The following is an 18,455-nucleotide window of genomic DNA, read 5'->3' as shown; positions in this document are numbered from 1 at the left end:
CGCCCCTTCGGGCTAACTAATATGGCAATACCAGAAGCACAAGAGTCTCTTCGCATCGACAAATGGCTCTGGTATGCCCGCATTACAAAATCTCGGACACTGGCACAAAAACTGGCAGTGTCCGGGCATGTTAGATTGAACAAAGATAAGATTGCGGCCGCCAAAACAGCTGTAAAGCCCGGTGATGTACTGACCATCACAATGCCGCGACGCCTTTTGATCCTTAAGGTTTTAAAACTTGGCACCCGGCGCGGTCCGGCCCCTGAAGCACAGCTGCTTTATGAAGACATGTCTCCCCCTCCACCACCCAAGGAAACACAGGTCCAGGTTGCCAAGCGCGAGGCCGGTGCAGGACGCCCAACTAAACGAGATCGACGCCAAATCGCCCGGATTCGGGGCTTCAACGAAATTGATCCTTTTTAGCGGCAACTTTACGCAAATTTTGCCCCAATATTGCAATCTCTTCGCCTATGACAGCGCTTGCACTACCCACTGAAAACCGGTAGCAAAGAGCACAAGTTTAAAGGACGAGAAAATCGTCAGGGCCACGAGAGCCCGTGCCGTTTGTCTTCAGACAAATTTGCAGCGCCAGAGACTAAGAGGATTGCGATGACATACGTCGTCACAGACAATTGCATCAAATGCAAATACACCGACTGTGTTGAAGTTTGCCCGGTCGATTGCTTTTACGAAGGCGAGAATATGCTCGTCATTCATCCAGACGAATGTATCGATTGCGGTGTGTGTGAACCGGAATGTCCAGCAGATGCAATTCTCCCAGATACTGAGCCTGGCTTGGAAAAGTGGGTTGAGCTTAATGCTGAGTACGCAGAAAAGTGGCCGAATCTGACTGTTAAGAAAGATCAGCTTCCAGAAGCTGCTGAGTTTGATGGTGTTGCAGAAAAACTCGAAAAGTATTTCTCTGATAAGCCGGGCACTGGTGATTAAGGTCCCAAAAGCTTAGAGCTACCAAATATTTATTATTTGCCAGACAGTATCCGCGGATGTCTTGATTCCTCTCTTGCTTGAGAGAGGTTGGAAATCCGTGGATAATGTGCTATACAGTTTTTTACAGTCATTTGGCAGTCTGGTTGCACCCTCCCCACTCGGAGGTTTTTTTATGGTCGCAGTTCAATTGAAGTGCGCACAATAATTTACTCCAGCATTCGCCGAAGTAGCCACAACATAGAATTCGACTGATCACATTTGAACGCGGAACCAATTGATGCGAGAAGTAGCTTTCCGCATACATTGGACTTTTCACGTTTTTCCAAAGAGAAAGATGCGGCGAACGCGCTGCATCTAGGTTGCTTGCGTCTCCCAGACAGCAAACAACCACTGCGCAGGAGAAGTATAGCGTATGGCCACACCCGCAAAAAAGACCGCGCAGCGTCAGGGGTTTAAAACAGGTGAGCACATCATTTATCCATCTCACGGCGTTGGATTGATTACTGCAATTGAAGAGCAGACCGTAGCTGGATACTCTCTTGAACTCCTCGTAATTGACTTCGAACAGGATAAGATGACGCTCCGTGTTCCAGTTGCAAAAATTGCTTCTGTAGGAATGCGTAAGCTGTCTGACGCATCTACCGTTAAGAAATCTCTTGAGACCATCGCAGGTAAACCTCGCGTGAAGCGTACCATGTGGAGTCGCCGCGCACAGGAATACGAAGCAAAGATCAACTCTGGCGATCTCATTTCTACCGCTGAAGTTGTTCGTGACCTTTATCGCTCTGATTCCCAGCCTGAACAGTCTTACTCCGAACGTCAGCTTTACGAAGCCGCATTAGACCGTATGGCACGTGAAATCGCAGCTGTTCAGAAACAGACTGACACAGAAGCAATCAGACAGATCGAAGGCGTTCTTTCCACGTCTCCAGGTCGTGCTGCCAAAGTTGCTCCAGCAACTGATGGTGAAGGCGGAGGTCAGGAAGAGGCAGCTTAATCAGCCTCTCCTAATCTAACTGATTAAAAGAAAGCCCTGCTCCAAGCGGGGCTTTCTTTTTTTTGTCAAAAGATCCAAATGAACTTCAGCGCCGTATCCCAGTTTAATCGAGGGAGGCGTAAATGGCTCATTATGAAAGAGACCAAAGTCTCGGGCCTCTTGCCCGTCTGGCAAGAAAAGCCCCATATCTGTCAAAAGAAGAAGAATACAAGCTCTTGGAAGGCTGGATTGTCAGAGGCGATCACAGATCACTCGATAAGCTATCCTTGTCTCACTCCCGCTTGGTCATCGCACAAGCACTTCGGTTCAAGTCCTATGGTGTCCCGCTCTCTGATCTAATTCAGGAGGGCCATATTGGCCTGATGGAAGCAGCCAACAGGTTCCAGCTATCCAAAGACGTCCGTTTTGCCACCTATGCAACTTGGTGGATCAAATCCTTCATTCAGGACTATGTGCTCCGCAACCAGTCGATTGTTCGCGGAGGAACCTCCTCTCGCCAGAAAATGTTGTTTTTCGGCTTCAAACGTTTGCGCGCAGAACTATCAAGCAAACATCCTGACTTAAATGAGGAACAGCTGCATCAGCAAATCTCAGAAAAGACGGGAGCAAAGCTGAGGGATATAAGAATGATGTCTTCCAGATTAGGCCGGAAAGACACATCCCTCAATGCGAGCCTGAAAGGCAGCGAAACGAACCTGCAGCTTCAGGACACTCTCGCGGCTGAAGAACCTCTGCCAGACGAACTCGTCGAAGTGCACTTAGATCAGGAACGCGCAAAACGTCGTCTTTTCAATGCGATTAAAACGCTGCCACCACGCGAGCAGCGCGTCATTAAAGATCGCAAGCTAAAAGATGAAAGCGTTACACTGGAAGCCCTTGGCAAGAAACTGGGTGTTTCAAAGGAGCGTGTCCGGCAAATTGAGTCGCGAGCAATGCAAAAGTTAAAAGACGCTCTCACGCATTCGGATGGCTATGAAGCCAGCGGCTTATAGCGCACTGCCTGAAAAACGAGCTTCTTTAGTCGGTAATGACCTTCAGGAGTTCACCTGGCTTGAAGCGTTGGTTCGCCTTAACCTGATTGAGGATCGTGAACAGCTCCAACCGGCGCGATGGCTCAATGCCGCTCATGCCAACAGCAAGCTTACGAGCCGTCTCTCCACCCTTCGCCTGAATGATCTTAACTCGAAGTGGGTTAAGTCGAGCTTGCTCCGTCGGGCTTAACTGTCGGAAGCTACCAAGCGACTTCTCAAAATCACGAGTAAATACAGCAGTTGGCGAACGATTTGCAAAGATAAACCGATATCCGGTTAAACCAATACGAACCACACCGATACGGAAAGACCAACCATCTGTAATTGCAGAGCCAATAACGGCTGGCAGACCATTGATCGTGGTTGGGCGAACACTGTTATCAATCAGGCCATTGATCCAGCCAGATAACATGTAATCGGTTAAGCTGGCATATCCCGTCAGATCAGCACCATCAAAACGCATGGCAGTGCCGGAGTTATTACTCGCCAACACAGCCTCTGCTGAGTTCTCAAGCACAAACCCTTTTGGCACACTGAAGGAGATGCCAAGGCCTTTGTGAAGGAACTGCCGCGCACGGACATACCCTTCCAGTGGATCATCACCAAACAACATGCCATCCAAGCTAGTCAGATAGTCTTCACGACCATTCAGACCAATCCCCGGCGCCCCAATCTGCCGCGCACTACGCACAGCGCGTTGAATACGATCAGGCGTGTTTGGATGAGAAGAAAGAAAATCTGGCGCTGAACTGCTTTGCCCACCAAGCTGCTGATAGCGTGCAAATTGCCCCATCGTGTTCAGGAAGCGCGCTGCGGCGTAGGGGTCATACCCAGCGCCTGCAAGTGTTCTCACACCCACATCATCAGCTTCAAGCTCTTGCTCCTGAGAAAAGCGCGCGAACTGCACCTGTTTCTCTTTGACTGCAGCATCAATGGTCTGTTGATCTTTGCCGATATTGGTCATCACTTTGGTGACGAACTCAGCCTCTTCAGCCTGACGTTGGCGCTTGATCGCATGACGCGCTGTCACGTGTGCCATTTCATGAGCAAGCACAGCAGCAAGCTCAGACGTATCGTTGGCAAGCGCCAGCAACCCCCGCGTCACATAAAGATAACCACCGGGAAGAGCAAAGGCATTGACTGCAGGGCTGTTGAGCAAAGTAATGCGGTAGTGCGCTTCAGGGTCTTCCGAAGCTGCAACAAGACCACCAACAACACGTGCAATAGCTGCTTCAGCCTTACCATCCTTATAGACACCGCCATAAGTCGCGACGACACGCGGATGCTCTCTCGCCCCAACGTCACTCCCAAGCCCGGTTCGCAAGCTACCAGGTTTTTGAGCGCCTTGATTGGCAGAGCCGATCAGCTGACACGCAACAAGAGCTACGGTCACTGCAGATATCACTAGCATTCTCAGGCTTGTCTGAAATCCAGACAATGCACTACTCAAAGTCATTCGCGTTTCCGGCTCTTTGCCTTAGTCCAGAAGCTCCAACTGCGCTGGGTGCTTTAGCTCTATTAATGGTCCTTGGTTCAGTTGCATAACGCCCCTGAGGCGAACTCGCTTACCTTTCATCACTGAAAGATCATGCCCGAACTCCGAAAAATCCGCCAGCGTTCCCCTTTGAATAATCCCGGTTAAATCCTCTGTCCAGCGCTCACCAAAATTCAAGTATGTTTTGGATCGTGTTTGTCCAACAGAAATCAGCTTGGCTTCCACAATTCCATAAAGGCCGATTTGCTCGTAGCTAATTGACTTATAATCATTAATTACATTTTTAATGACCCATAATCCAACATTTTTCTCGCGAGCCATACTCTCCAAATTAATAAGGAATTTCAAGCAATTGAAAGCTCTTAATTGTGGCCTAACAATGGCCATTCCAGCTTTGACCAACCAGACTGACAAATCACCCAATTCAGGATCAACCAGAATCGCAGGTCGGCGTCCCCACCGATCCTTTTGCTCAATCAACGCTTTTACCCTGACTTCCCGTTCCTCAAAAAAGTCATCAGCCAGCAGCAAATCCTGCTCTGGCATTGTCAAATCTGCGAGATAATAAAACTCACCGTCACTCGCGGTAAATCTCAAAGGATTTGCGAGCACCTCCTCCATCATGATGGTCGGCAAGCTCTCATCAAGAACCGAACGCTCATCACACGGCGTCGCCAACACGGTTCCTATACAGCTCAACAAAAAGCAGAAAAAAGCAACAAATCCTCGGAACACAACAACCCACCAACAAAGTCTTATTCGGGAATTATATCAGGTCGATGCAGTCGGAACGCCCCCGAGAACTCTATGAGAGCAAACCTCAAAGACACAGGTTGAGCAAATTCTCTTGCATGAACTGATACCTAGCTTGTTCACAGAGAAGCAATCTATCTCGCCTACAGCCAAATTTCATGATATTTGAAAACGCGCTGCATCCTCAACGGATGATAACATCTTAAGCGGATCGATCCGGTCACGGATCAAGACACGCCTAAAGGCCCCGTAGCTCAGCTGGATAGAGCGGCCGCCTCCTAAGCGGCAGGTCAGTGGTTCGAATCCACTCGGGGTCACCATTTATATGAAATTATAATGACCCGGCATGAGAAAATAATTGCTACGGGAACAGGCCTCTTTCTCCCTTCCGCATACGATTAATTCTTTGATTTTCTTGAACCTAAGACTGTATATAGAAACAAAATTTTAATCAGTTTTTGCGGTATCTGCGATCACTCTTGTTCCTCAGATACTTAGCATTAAATGCCGGTACATATCCAATGACTGCAAAGTACTTCTGGCGAAGAGCATTCGCGTATCTACTAGATCTGTTTATCCTCGGCTTTGTCATTACCGCTATTGTCGTCGCATATAACAGTGTTTTTTCTACACGATTTCTTGCGCCAGAACTTCTCAAGACAACTGCCTGTGCACCTCAATTTGACATGATCTCGCAAGAGCGTATGGATGAGATCTTACCGCTCGAACCAGGCCATCAACGCCAGCAAATTCTCTGCAAGCAAACAAACATGTTTGCAAGTAGCTTCCACATAACGGCTCTTCAGAAAATCTGGAAGGAAGGCAATGTCACACGTTCTGTTTCAGTGAGCTACTACTCTGATGAATACGGTAATCAAAGAACTTACCTCCCATCAGAACCGTTCTTCTATTTGCTCGCCCCATTCGTATTTGCCTTGTTCCTTGCTAGAATGGGTCAGACCCCAGGAAAGCGTCTACTCAATTTGAATGTATATAATGCCTCTCTTCAGAAGCCTGATCTAAAGTCAGCATTAAAGCGTGAGTACTTTAAAGCGACAGTTCTCATCATCACAGCCTTGTTTGGGCTTTACTCACTCTATCAGATCATCACGTTAGATTTGGTAGAAGCAGGAAAACAAGCTCAGGAACTACTTCAAAACCTCGGACAAGGAAATTTCTGGCTTTGGATCGTAGGCGGGGTTGTTCTCAGTCTCGCTGCCTTCTGGTTTGAGTTTGGCTCATTCATACGATGGAGAGGCCGCACTTATTGGGATCAGTTCGCAAATCTTACGACGAGTAAGACAGAAGACTTGGTAATGAGAAAAGCCGAAGCCGACAAGGTTATCGCTGATAAGTAAACCGCCAATTGGATGGTGAGCTCTCTTCGGCTCGCCATCCAAACTTAAATCTTGAAGCAGTTCTTTCATTTGCATTTAGCTAATTGAGCCCACCATTGAGGCAGCCAAAACTGCACATGGAGGGTAAGCCATGAACTATATATCCAATGTGCTTAAACGGTGCGGAGATAACCTTCGGAACTGGTTTTACAATTGGATGGCCTGGATCAGCCGGCAGAAGAAATAAAAGAACGAAGCCTCCCTGATCCTTCCATACAGATACTAGCAATGGGAAGCAGCACCTCCGCTTCCCACCGGTCCAGCTGCGCAAAATCAGAAGAGCTCATCGCCCGGATTGTTCGACGAGACGGCAAGACCAGCACTCACTGTATACGCCCTCGTTTATAGCACCGCCTCTCTCATCTATATTCGCTCTTACATGAAATTTCTGGCCCCCACCCCACCAATACGCCCTCACAAGCTACGTAATTTCACTCACTAATCTTAAACTTCGGGCATCTGCAAAGTAAGCTTATGTCGTTTTTTTGAGATATATTTCAGTTACATATCACAAATAGCACCCAGGCAAGATGAAGTCTCGACCAGACACTCGCCAAACGTTTATGCAAACACACAAGACAAGCAAATTCAGATAGTTATTTGACCGTTACGCTTTAGTCAGTACCGTCAATTCAAAGATATTTCAGAGTACTTACGGCATTCATAGATGAATGCGAATAACGCTTTTCCCAATACTGGTAGACTGAAGTCGTATACATGTAATGTTGACATATCACCGATACGTGCAATCCCTCTATACATAAAAACTAATGTTTCGGGGGGAGGCCCGTACATGGCACCAATACTAGAAATCAGTGACCTCAAAGAGCGCGCTCGCAGACGCGTTCCAAAGATGTTCTTCGACTATGCCGACTCCGGTTCCTGGACCGAGAGCACCTATCAGGCAAACGAGAGCGACTTCGCGAAGATCAAGCTGCGTCAGCGCATCGCGGTCGACATGACAGACCGCACACTTGCCACCAAGATGGTCGGACAGGATGTCTCCATGCCTGTCGCACTGGCACCAACTGGCCTGACCGGAATGCAGCACGCCAATGGTGAAATTCTCGCAGCGCAGGCAGCTGAAGAGTTCGGCGTACCTTTCACGCTTTCAACCATGAGCATCTGCTCTATTGAAGCTGTTGCGGCGAAGACCACGAAACCATTCTGGTTTCAGCTTTACGTGATGAAGGATCGGGACTTCATCAACGCCCTGATCGATCGCGCAAAGAACGCAGGCTGCTCTGCACTGGTTCTCACATTCGACCTGCAGATCCTGGGCCAACGCCACAAAGATTTGCGCAACGGCTTGTCTGCCCCGCCAAAGTTTACGCCAAAACATATCTGGCAGATGGCAACACGCCCAATGTGGTGCATGAAAATGCTCACAACGCCAAATCGCACCTTTGGCAACATTGTCGGCCATGCAAAAGGTGTTGGCGATCTCTCCTCCCTGTCCTCATGGACGGCAGAGCAGTTTGACCCGCGCCTGAGCTGGGATGATATTGAGTGGATCAAAAAACAATGGGGCGGCCCGCTAATCCTCAAAGGCATTCTGGACAAGGAAGACGCACGCCACGCAGTCGATTCCGGCTGTGATGCGATCATCGTCTCCAACCACGGTGGGCGTCAGCTCGACGGTGCACCATCCTCCATCGAGATCCTGCCGGAAATCGTGGACGAGGTCGGTGATAAGGTGGAGATCCACATCGATGGTGGCATTCGCTCAGGTCAGGACGTGCTGAAAGCCATCTGTCTCGGCGCCAAAGGCACCTACATCGGCAGACCGTTCCTGTACGGTTTGGGCGCAGGCGGTAAGCAAGGCGTGACACAGTCACTGGAGATCATCCAGAAGGAATTGGATACCACCATGGCACTGTGTGGCCGTCGCGATCTCAATACGCTCAATCGCGACAACCTCTATTCCATCAGAGGCGAAAAAGTCTAGAGCGCGTTCCGTTTGACTGTATTCAATCAAACGACAAGAACTCGCTCAAAATAAAGAAGTTAGGGCATGAGGCGTAAATGCAAACAAGCGCAACATGCTCTAACACCAACAAAACACTCAGTCGGGAGACCCAACGGTCTCCCAGCTGTCATTGCGTTCAGAGCGGACAATCGCATCGATGATTTCCATGTTCTGGATTGCATCAGCAACACCGTAAGGCAGCTCTTCTTCACCTTTGACCACACGAGAGAACAGCTCTCCCTGCAGTGTGTACTGATCACAGGCAGCAACGCGTTCAACCTCAATCGCACCATCCCCCGGCAAACTGCCAGAATCGAGGCGCAAGATAGTCTCTTCACCAGCAGGTGCATTGAACGGGATGAGAATTTCCAGACGCTTGGCAGTCCCCACCAGATTGATACGCTGATACGGAGCAGACTGGGTTGAAACCGTAAATTGAGCCTGACGTCCTTCTCCAAAGTCCATCATCACAGATGTCAGACGGTCCGTGCCAAAGTTTCTGTCACGATCAACAAGGCTCACAACACGCTCAGGTTCAGCATCAAAGAAGTAACGTGACGCCACAATCGGATAGCAGCCAATATCCATCAGACCACCACCGCCAAGCTCTGCTTTATTGCGAATGTTCTGCGGGTCCTGATTGCTGTAACCAAAGAACGCCTGAATGCTCTGCAGCTTGCCCAGCTCACCGGATTCTACAATCTCAAGCGCTCGCTGCCATTGCGGATGCGCCCGCACCATAAAGGCTTCCATAACGAAGCGGTTATCCGGCATTTCCAGCAGAAGACGCGCTTCATCTGCATCAAGCGCAATCGGCTTTTCACAGAGCACATGCTTTCCAGCTTTCACAGCCTCAATCGTCATCGGCACATGCATGTGGTTGGGAAGCGGATTGTAAATCACGTCAATATCAGGATCAGCCAGCAGCGCCTCATAGGAACCATAGGCTTTCTCGATACCCAGTTCAGCAGCAGCTTTCTTCGCATTCTCTTCATTACGAGAAGCAATTGCGACGACCTCAACGCCCTTGGCTTTTTGAAGCGCAGGAATAACCTTTTCGCGGCCAATCCGTGCAGTCGAGAGCACACCCCATTTAACCATTGTAATTCTCCCAATCTATACTGCAGGAACCGTTATTTAGCGCTCTCAAAAGTAACCACTTTCTGCCCGACCTCAGTTTTTGAAAAACGGTCAAGTTCAGAAATGGCCGAAATGATGTGATAGAGCGAGCTTGCTGGCGCCGCTTCTTCCACAAAGCTACCATCCGGCAAAAACTTGTCTTTCCAGAGACCGGCAGGCACGTCTTCAAAGAACAGTTCTAACGCCTTCAGCGCATCCTGCATGGATTGCCGATACCGAGGCCACCCACTCTCAGGAGTACTCTCCAGCATGGCGATAGAGCCTTTAAGCCATTCAGCCTGAGACCACAGACGCGCCAGTGGGTCACGCATGGAAAAGTCATCATTGATGCCCATCACCGCAACACCGCGCGCACGGTCAACACCGTAAACCTCCGCAATCTCAAAGAGACGCGCAGCAGCAGCCTTAGCGCGATCATCACCACGCAACTTGTTCCAGCGGCTCAGCAACCATGCCCATTCAAAATGATGTCCCGGCTCAAGCGCCCTGCCCTCATCACCGGGCATTGGAGACCAGTCCAGCGCAAAGAACTCACGCAAACCGCCCGTTTTCTCGCAGATGAAATACTTCAGGCAAAGCTCACCAAGCTCATCTGCCAGCGCAGACCAGACGGCTTTCTGCTCAGTGCTCAGATTCTCTGAGCGTTCCCATTCAAGACACATTTCAAACAGATGCATATGCGGGTTGGCACCCAGTGGCGCACGCGCAGGCTCAGCTTCCTGGAAGCCAGCAACAGGGTGCTTGAAGCGGCTCTTCAACACATCAAGCAAAGCAGCAGCTTTCGCGCAGGCTTCCCCGCGCTGTTCACTGTTCACATCAGCAATGCTGGAAAGAGCCAGTAGCGCAAAGGCCTGATTGTAAAGGTCAAACGAAGTGTCGAGCAGCTCACCATCTGGCGTCGCTAGCGCACCGATATATCCATCAGATGTGCCGTACACCCGCTCCACATAGGCTTGCGTGCGTAGCGCGACATCCATCCACGGGCCATCCCAGCCCAGACGTCCCGCTTCGCAATACACAAACACCATACGAGGGTTGACGCGACCACGTCTGTTATCCGCACTACCTTCACAATCCAGTGTGATGGTCTCAGCAAAACCACCATTTGCAGCGTCTTCGCCAGCTTTCAACCAAAGCGGCAATGCATCTTCAAACAACCACGCGCGCAACTTATTCAGGTGATCGACAATCACTTCCGGTACTCCACACCATCATCAGCCCGCTCCCACGAACCCCCGATGGCCTCCATATGTGCAAATGAAATCAATGCGCTTAAAGGTTCGACTAAAGGACCAAAAAACACAAATCCGAACCTACGACGAGTAGGCGACAAGACAAAGCCAAATGAGCAAGTTTTTGGGGGATTATAAAGTATCAGAGAGTTAGTGGTGCCGCTGAAAGGACTCGAACCTTCGACCCCATCATTACGAATGACGTGCTCTACCATCTGAGCTACAGCGGCGTTCCAACTGGCACAAGGGGTGTGCCGGAAAGTGGAAGTTTGATACCCAAGCTCCCAATAAGATGCAAGTATGATTTGCAATGGCAGAGAATGCATCCACCATCAATCTACAGAGGCAGGAGACGCAACAAAGAGCACGCGTCCTGCCTGTGCAAGTCTCTTAGAGCACGTCGCGTACACTAACATTCACGCCTCATGCTCTAACATTTTTGGCCTAGCGAATTCTTCTCGTTTGATTGAACAAATCAAACGGAACGCGCTCTTAGCGGAAGAACCTGAAACTCTGATCCTTTGGAGTTTTCGGATCTTCATCATCTGGCTCAGGTCCTGGGTCATCAGGAAGCTGAGAAAGCGGGAACTCCACCAGCTTCTCATCTTTCTTCTCAGGTTTGTCATCCGGCGAGCTCGGAGCTTCCTTCTCGGTCTTGGAAGGGTCCTCTGCCTTGTCCGCAGCCTTTTCATTGGCTTTGGTCGGTGCCCAACTGGAAGATTCCACAGGTACGACAGTCGCACGAGGCTCTTCAGCCTTGGCTTGCTCATCTGGCTTTTTCTCAGCAGGCGGCTCTTTCGCCGTTTCTGTCACAACAACAGGCTCTGCAACGTCAGGCTTTGCCGCTGGTGCTTCCACAGGCTCGTCTTTCACTGCAGCAGGTTTTTTTTCCTCCTGCGGTTTCGGCACAACGATATCCGCCTCGACCGGTTCCTTCAGAACCTGTACAGGAGCTGCCAGTTCAGGTGGCTCAAACAGTTTGTCATCGATGACTTCAATCAACTGCTCCTGATCCACAGCCCCTTCCGGTGCTGCCCATTCATAGGCATCCACACGGCCTGTCTTTGGAGAAACAGGCGCCCAGTTGGCCGAGACAATGCCATCCGCAGTCCAGACTTTATCGCTTGGCGCACGCACAGCGCGGGACAACCACTCACGAATGCGGCCCTGATCACCATGCTCGCGCTCTTCAAGATCAGCCATCAGCAAGAACGCACGTTGCGTTGGTTCAGAGCGCAAAACACGCTTGAGCTGGTCACGTGCTTCATCAAACTTCTTGGCTTCAATCGCAGCAACAGCAATCGCAATCGCGCCCTCAGAAGAATAAGCACGCATGCTCGCCAGTGTTCTGACGCGGCTCAGACGATCCGTGACGGAATCCCCCGGACGAACATGAGCATAAGAGTCAGCAAGGTCTGGATGCGGGCTCAACTTCCAGGTCGCTTCAAGGATCTTACTTGCTTTGCGCACCTCGCCTGAGCGTGTCCGCAGACGGGCTGCAACAATCGCAGCAGGTACCAGCGAAGGAGCAAGGCCATGCGCTTCAACGGCAAGCGTGCGTGCACGATCCGGATTCTCATTCTCCAGCTCAAGAGCACGCGCAGTTAGCAGTACTGCTTTTTGGCGGCGAAGAGTTTTCTTGTCCAGCATGCGAGCAGCATAATTGCGCTCAAGCGTTGCAATGGCTTCTTCCCAGTCACCAGAGACGGCCTGATATCCAAGCACGGCATTGCCGGCCCAACGCAAACCCGGAACCAGATTAAAGGCTTCCTCAGCAAAATGGCGTGCAGCTGCAGGCTCGCTTTCCCGTTCCGCTTCAATGTAAAGGCCGTGCAAACCCACAGCCATGGAGCGATCATCTTCCAGCATCGCCTCAAACCGTCGACGGCTCTCTGCATGATCGCCATCTAGCTGAGAGGCCTGCGCCAGCAGCAGGCGAGCAGCAGGCTCGTTGCCGTCCAGCAGTTTATCCGCCTTCAGGCCAAACTTGCGCGCATGCAGCGTATCGCCAGATCCAAGGGCCATCAGCCCCTGAGACAGGGCATCATAGCCTTTGTCTTTCCGGCGGCTCTGCATGAAATGGGAGACCAGCGTCGGTGATTTCCAGATCAACCGGAAGAACCCCCAAGCCACAATCGACGCCACGATGGATGCACCAAACGCAACAACAGCTGTCAGCAAGCTTGCCTGAACAACATACCCCTGCCATTCAAGCGTAACGACGCCCGGACGATCTGCCATCCAGGCTCCGCCAAGAGCCAGTAAAAATACAAACGCGAAAAAGATGAGAACGCGGACCATGTCCTTCGCTCCTTTCCGATACTACTTGTTTTCAGAAACAAGCGACTTCAAAACTTGAGCGGTGATTTTCTTCACCAATTCATCTGCTGCCAAACGGGCTTTCACCTGCTCGGCCCACGCTGCACCAACCTGTTGCATCGGTTCTGGCAAAGCATCGTAAGCCTTAATCGCTCCGGCAAGATCACCCGCAGAAACCCGGGATTCCATCGTGCCAAGCAACTCGCCGGAACTCGTGCCGTCACTGTCTGTCGGCGTCCGAACAGAAACCAGTGACTTGGCGCTGGAGAACAGACGATCAACCACATCATCATTCTCACTCGTCAGCGACACCGCACTCATATCACGCGCGACCTTACCAAATCCGGCAATCAACGCGGCAGAGGACGGAATACCACTCGCAGCACTTGCCTTCAGTGGCGCCAGCTCAGCAGCATCACCCGGAAGTACAGCTTCAACGGCAGCCAGTTCCGCCTCATAGGTCTCACCAGAATCAACTGCATTACGCAAAGAGGCAATCGCGATTGCACGCGCCGCCCGCTCCTGCGCACTTGCAGTGCCAAGAGCTTTCTCCAACCGGTCAACACGTGCCGTAATCTGCTGTGTTGTCTCGGCATTCGCCTGCGTCAGCGCTTCAATCTTGCCTTCAAGAACTTTCTGCTCTGCCGTCAACTTGCCAATCTGCGCAAGCGCTTCATCCACCTTGGAGCCAGTTACAGCCAACTGTGAACCGAGATCCTTCAGCTGTGTCGGCGCTTCTTTCAATGCCTGAAACTGCTTTTGCAAATCTGTCAGACTGCCTTGCATGCTTTTCAGAACCTGCTCAGCATTCTTTCGGGACGCTGCGGTCAGATCAGCAACCTGCTTAGTCAGCTGATCCTGTGTCTTCTTCATGCTGGCAACAGCAGCACCATCACCGGCTGCACCGTTGGAAATCAATTCGTTCAGCTCTTTAATCTCAGCACCAAGCGTCGAAACCTGCTCTTGCACCTTCGCGGTCACACCAGCAGTCGCATCACTCAACTTAGTGCTGGTTTCTTTCTGGATCGCGTCCAGCTGATCAGTCAGGTTCTGAATGGTTTCCTTAGCCGCAAAACTACCCGCCGCATGATCTTTCAGCGCGGTAATTTCCTGACTCAGCTGCGAATAGCGGTTCTTGGAGCTTTCCAGAAGAGCCTGAACTTCTGTCGCATTCTGGCCAGAGCCGGCGCCAATCATCTGAAGCATGCCAACCTGATGCAGACCAACGCCAGCACCAGCAACAATCAGCGCACCAATAACGCCAGCAGCAAGCATCGCGCCAAATCCAGCACCTTGCTTAGGCGGATGCGGAGGCTTATCAGCAGGCCCGCCGGGTCCTTTGCCAGAAGGAGGCGGCGGCGGAGGCGTATCCTTGCCACCCGAACCAGCCTTATCGTCTTTGCCCTTCACAGGCTCTTTCGCAGCAGAAGCGGTGGAGGTTTTGCTAGCAGTCGTTGCCTTGCTGGTGCCTGTCGTCTTCGTAGCAGAAGGCTTTACTGTGCTGGATGCAGCAGCATCCTTCTTCTCATCAGCAGCGGCCTTTGCGCTTGCAGCAGCAGTCGGCTTGGCTGTTGTTGAGGCAGAAGATGCACCCGCAGCTGGTTTAGCGCCCGCTGCAGGCTTCGCAGCAGCAGCTTTCGTCGTTTCAGTATTTTCAGTCTTCGCGGATGATTGTGATTGTTGTTTGCCAGTTGGCGGCACAGAGCCCGCCTTGGTAGAAGTCGCCTTGCTCGCAGCAGGCTTGGCCGCAGGACCAGCGCTCGCGGCAGGCTTATCAGTCTTGGAAACGTCTTTCGCAGGCAGGTCAATCGTGACAGGCTTTCGGGATCCACTGGAGAGCGGAGATTTCCGTGATGATGTTCCACCACCCGAGCCTGCCCCGGTGGACGCCCCACCCTTTTTGTCATCAGCAGCCATCAAAACCTCCTAGAATGGCGCGTTTCAAGCAGTTTCCAGCCGCGCCAATTTTCATAGTCACGCAATCTCGACAACGCCTCTTAAGAGGCCTCTTTCTTAACATAAGCATCCCTTTAGCAAACTGCTATCAGGGAGAATTAGCACCTTGCCAAACAAACTGCGACTTCTCCATAGGGCTCAGAGAAGTGCAAATCACTTCCTCTCAACTTATCGAACCATTGAGAAGTTCAAACAAGCTATCCTCACGCGGCGTTTTCGCAGTAAAAACCTCGCCAAACGCTCCAGCCTGCTCTGCAACCCGCCTAGAAACACATAATGCTTTCATAGAGTTAAGAAACACTATGGTTTTTTCAAGATTTGAAAGGCTGAGAAAAATTTGAATTGTTCGCGGAGAATAAAACAACGCACAATCCAGCATCCCTGCTTCAATCAGTTCACGGGTTTTCTCAGAAAAGCCAGTCGCAGCAGCCATTTGGTAGACCTCCACCATACGGCAGGCAATGCCCTGCTGCTCAAGTAGTCCGGCCAGGTCACCACTACGGTCAATCGCTGCAGGGTAAAAGACAGGCCCCGCCTGTTTGCTGTCCGCAATCAGTCCGCCAAGGGAATCAACATCCCCATCCGCACATATGATCTCTTGGAAACCGGAAGCCTCTGCAGCTTTGGCTGTCGCCTCACCCACAGAATAGAGAGGAAGGTGCTGTAGCTGTGAAACAAGACCATTAAAGACAAGGGCTTCAATGGCATTCGCGCTCGTCACAGCAATCGCTTTGGCGTCCCCAGCCACATCACCGTCAACGGTCAGCGGCTGGAAACTCAGCATCGGCTCAACAATCACATCGTGTCCCATAGCAATCAGCTTCTGTGCAGTTTTATCCGCTTGAGGCTGAGGACGGGTCACGAGTATTTTCATTAGAGTTCCAGAAAGTTTGGACCAGACTTCGCCTTCAGCTCTTTGCCAAGCTCGCGGCCAATCTCTTCAGCATTGCTTAACGGGCCTTCGCCTTCAACTGTGTGCGTCTGGCTGCCATCCGGTTTGATCACCTCACCGCGGAAACGGATACGATCCCCTTCCACATGGGAGAGACCAGCAATCGGCGTACGGCAAGAACCATCCATCTCAGCCAGATAAGCACGCTCCAGCAAAAGGCGGCTTTCAGTCTCAGCGTGATGGATCGGCGCAAGAATGCGCGCAGTCTCTTCATCACCAAGACGCGCCTCAATACCAATCGCGCCCTGCCCGACAGCAGGAAGGAAGTGCTCCACATCCATCAAAGACGTAACCAGGTCACCTTGTCCCAGACGACGCAGACCAGCGTAAGCAAGGAAGGTTGCGTCAACCACACCTTCACCAAGTTTGCGCAAACGGGTCTGGAGGTTACCGCGATACATCACCACATCAAGATCAGGACGCAGACGCTTAATCTGTGCCTGACGACGCAAACTGGAAGACCCGACCACAGCACCCTGTGGAAGATCTGTCAGTTTTTCTACCTTTGGAGAAATGAAAGCATCGCGCACATCTTCACGTGGAAGGTAAGCGGTCATGCCCAGACCATCCGGCAGCACTGTCGGCATATCCTTGGAAGAATGAACTGCCAGATCAATGGACTTATCCAGCAAAGCTTCCTCAATTTCCTTAGTGAACAAGCCTTTGCCGCCTGCTTCGGAAAGAGGCCTATCTTGAATTTGGTCTCCCGTTGTTTTTATAACAACAATCTCGAAGTCATCATCGGTTAACCCGTGTGCCTTCGCGAGACGAGCGCGTGTTTCATACGCCTGGGCCAGTGCCAGGGCGCTTCCACGTGTACCAATTCTTATAGGTTTTGTTTGCAAGGATCACATTCCCAATGCTAGGGGCTCATGTTAGATGAGCGACATAAAATCATCGGCCCGCGAAATCAACCATGCTTTTCGCATGAGAGAACGACAAAAACCAAGCGGCCAAAGGAGACCAAACGTGCTGACCATCCTCGGCATAGAAACGAGTTGTGACGAAACTGCCGCTGCTGTCCTTGAGATTGATCAAGATGGCAAATGCGTAATTTTGTCCAACGCGGTGCATTCTCAAATCGATGAGCACACACCGTTCGGCGGTGTTGTACCAGAGATTGCGGCGCGCGCCCACATTCAGTTGCTGGATGGTATCGTAGATCAGGCGATGAAAACAGCAAATGTGAAGTACTCTAATCTATCCGCAGTTGCTGCAACCGCTGGCCCCGGCCTCATTGGCGGCGTCATCGTGGGCTTGATGACAGCAAAATCCATTGCCATGGCAATCGATAAGCCATTGATTGCAGTTAATCATTTGGAAGGGCACGCCCTCACCGCACGCATGACGGATCAGGTTGAATTCCCATTCCTGCTGCTCCTCGTCTCCGGCGGACACACCCAGTATCTCCTCGTAAAAGCTCTTGGGGAATACGAAAGATTGGGCACAACCATTGATGATGCGATTGGTGAAGCGTTTGACAAAACAGCCAAACTGCTCGGCCTGCCATATCCCGGTGGTCCGGCTGTAGAAAAAGCTGCAAAACTTGGTGATCCAACCGTCTACAAACTGCCACGCCCACTTTTGGACCGCCCCGGCCTCGACATGTCTTTTGCCGGGTTGAAGACAGCAGTGCGCACAGCCGCCTTAAAAGAAGAGCCTGTCAGCGAGCAAACCGTCAACAATCTGTGCGCCTCCTTCCAGGAAGCTGTCGCGGATGTTCTCGGAAAACGCAGTGCAAGAGCCTTCGAATTATTTAAAGATCGCTATCCGGATACGCCTGTCAAAATGGTTATTGCGGGCGGTGTTGCAGCAAACGAAGCAATTAGGATTCGTCTAAACGAGGTTGCCGCGGAACATAGTGCAGAATTAATCGCACCACCGCACAAACTGTGCACAGACAACGCCGCCATGATTGCATGGGCTGGAGCGGAGCGCCTGAGAAAACTCGTTGCCGAAGACCCATCTATTCTGGAACAAAACGGTAAGGGCGACGACATGAACGAAGCCCCGCGCCCACGCTGGCCTCTCGACAAAATTTCCGAAAGCGTCGTCGGCTTCGGTCGCAAAGGCGCGAAGGTTTAGCGACGACCACACGGCACAAACATACTTCCAAAATCCCGCCTCATCTGCGGGATTTGTTAGCTCAGAATCGCTAAAAACTTATCCCCCTGCCCTCAACCACACTTATTCTCAGTGTTGTTCTCACGTATTCGGGCAGCTGGTGGACCGTCCATCAGTGCGGCGTGGGCTGGGCGGGGCTACC

At 51.3% G+C, this 18,455-nt stretch carries 15 protein-coding genes and 2 tRNA genes; 8 read left to right on the top strand and 9 right to left on the bottom strand.

All coding sequences use genetic code 11. From position 1 onward, the window contains the following. Positions 1-21: 21 nt before the first annotated feature. The 4 genes from PsW74_RS25260 to PsW74_RS25245 all read left to right on the top strand — a co-directional run bounded on the left by PsW74_RS25260 (position 22) and on the right by PsW74_RS25245 (position 2,937). Positions 22-423, top strand: a complete 402-nt coding sequence (locus PsW74_RS25260) for an RNA-binding S4 domain-containing protein (protein ID WP_063290334.1) — start codon at positions 22-24, stop codon at positions 421-423. A 186-nt stretch (positions 424-609) separates the two neighbouring features. After that, positions 610-948, top strand: coding sequence for a ferredoxin FdxA (fdxA, locus tag PsW74_RS25255; RefSeq protein WP_057461898.1), 339 nt, complete (start codon positions 610-612; stop codon positions 946-948). A gap of 412 nt (positions 949-1,360) precedes the next feature. Then, complete coding sequence (locus PsW74_RS25250) at positions 1,361-1,945, top strand: CarD family transcriptional regulator (protein ID WP_057461899.1); 585 nt, start codon at positions 1,361-1,363, stop codon at positions 1,943-1,945. A 122-nt stretch (positions 1,946-2,067) separates the two neighbouring features. Continuing rightward, positions 2,068-2,937, top strand: a complete 870-nt coding sequence (locus tag PsW74_RS25245) for an RNA polymerase factor sigma-32 (protein WP_063290335.1) — start codon at positions 2,068-2,070, stop codon at positions 2,935-2,937. Between the two features lie 25 nt (positions 2,938-2,962). Here the strand turns inward: PsW74_RS25245 and PsW74_RS25240 are convergent, their stop codons facing one another. Beyond that, positions 2,963-4,369 carry a M48 family metalloprotease gene (locus tag PsW74_RS25240; RefSeq protein WP_082830722.1) on the bottom strand — a complete coding sequence of 469 codons (1,407 nt, stop codon included), beginning with the start codon at positions 4,367-4,369 and terminating at the stop codon, positions 2,963-2,965. An 84-nt stretch (positions 4,370-4,453) separates the two neighbouring features. Further along, positions 4,454-5,206, bottom strand: coding sequence for a thermonuclease family protein (locus tag PsW74_RS25235; protein WP_063290337.1), 753 nt, complete (start codon positions 5,204-5,206; stop codon positions 4,454-4,456). A 261-nt stretch (positions 5,207-5,467) separates the two neighbouring features. Here PsW74_RS25235 and PsW74_RS25230 point away from each other — a divergent pair. The 3 genes from PsW74_RS25230 (at position 5,468) to PsW74_RS25220 (ending at position 8,569) form a co-directional block, all read left to right on the top strand. Next, a tRNA-Arg gene (locus PsW74_RS25230) sits at positions 5,468-5,544 on the top strand. 201 nt (positions 5,545-5,745) lie between these two features. Beyond that, positions 5,746-6,582 (top strand): RDD family protein, encoded by an 837-nt coding sequence (locus PsW74_RS25225; protein WP_063290338.1) that lies wholly within the window; start codon positions 5,746-5,748, stop codon positions 6,580-6,582. An 832-nt stretch (positions 6,583-7,414) separates the two neighbouring features. Continuing rightward, positions 7,415-8,569 (top strand): alpha-hydroxy acid oxidase, encoded by a 1,155-nt coding sequence (locus tag PsW74_RS25220; protein WP_057461904.1) that lies wholly within the window; start codon positions 7,415-7,417, stop codon positions 8,567-8,569. 117 nt (positions 8,570-8,686) lie between these two features. On the opposite strand, the gene PsW74_RS25215 is transcribed toward PsW74_RS25220, so the two are convergent. The 7 genes from PsW74_RS25215 to hemC form a co-directional block, all read right to left on the bottom strand. Beyond that, positions 8,687-9,691: a Gfo/Idh/MocA family oxidoreductase gene (locus tag PsW74_RS25215; RefSeq protein WP_063290339.1), complete on the bottom strand. Its 1,005-nt coding sequence runs from the start codon at positions 9,689-9,691 to the stop codon at positions 8,687-8,689. Between the two features lie 32 nt (positions 9,692-9,723). After that, positions 9,724-10,923, bottom strand: coding sequence for an AGE family epimerase/isomerase (locus PsW74_RS25210; protein ID WP_063290340.1), 1,200 nt, complete (start codon positions 10,921-10,923; stop codon positions 9,724-9,726). Positions 10,924-11,116: 193 nt separating this feature from the next. After that, positions 11,117-11,192 (bottom strand) — tRNA-Thr (locus tag PsW74_RS25205). A 262-nt stretch (positions 11,193-11,454) separates the two neighbouring features. Continuing rightward, entirely contained in the window at positions 11,455-13,263 is a 1,809-nt protein-coding gene (locus PsW74_RS25200; RefSeq protein WP_063290341.1) for a heme biosynthesis HemY N-terminal domain-containing protein, read from the bottom strand. Between the two features lie 21 nt (positions 13,264-13,284). Continuing rightward, complete coding sequence (locus PsW74_RS25195) at positions 13,285-15,198, bottom strand: hypothetical protein (RefSeq protein WP_063290342.1); 1,914 nt, start codon at positions 15,196-15,198, stop codon at positions 13,285-13,287. A gap of 202 nt (positions 15,199-15,400) precedes the next feature. Beyond that, positions 15,401-16,111, bottom strand: coding sequence for a uroporphyrinogen-III synthase (locus PsW74_RS25190; RefSeq protein WP_063290343.1), 711 nt, complete (start codon positions 16,109-16,111; stop codon positions 15,401-15,403). Continuing rightward, positions 16,111-17,034, bottom strand: a complete 924-nt coding sequence (gene hemC / locus PsW74_RS25185; RefSeq protein ID WP_063290344.1) for a hydroxymethylbilane synthase — start codon at positions 17,032-17,034, stop codon at positions 16,111-16,113. The genes PsW74_RS25190 and hemC overlap by 1 nt, the downstream gene beginning before the upstream one ends. A gap of 127 nt (positions 17,035-17,161) precedes the next feature. Between hemC and tsaD the strand changes: the two genes are divergently transcribed. Then, a complete protein-coding gene (tsaD, locus tag PsW74_RS25180; protein ID WP_063290427.1) occupies positions 17,162-18,274 on the top strand; it encodes a tRNA (adenosine(37)-N6)-threonylcarbamoyltransferase complex transferase subunit TsaD in 1,113 nt (370 codons plus the stop codon). The last annotated feature ends 181 nt before the right edge of the window (positions 18,275-18,455 follow it).

This window comes from Pseudovibrio sp. W74, from assembly GCF_001623085.1.
GTDB lineage: Bacteria > Pseudomonadota > Alphaproteobacteria > Rhizobiales > Stappiaceae > Pseudovibrio.
Note: the sequence above shows the minus strand (reverse complement) of the source record. Positions and strands in the feature narration are given on the sequence as shown.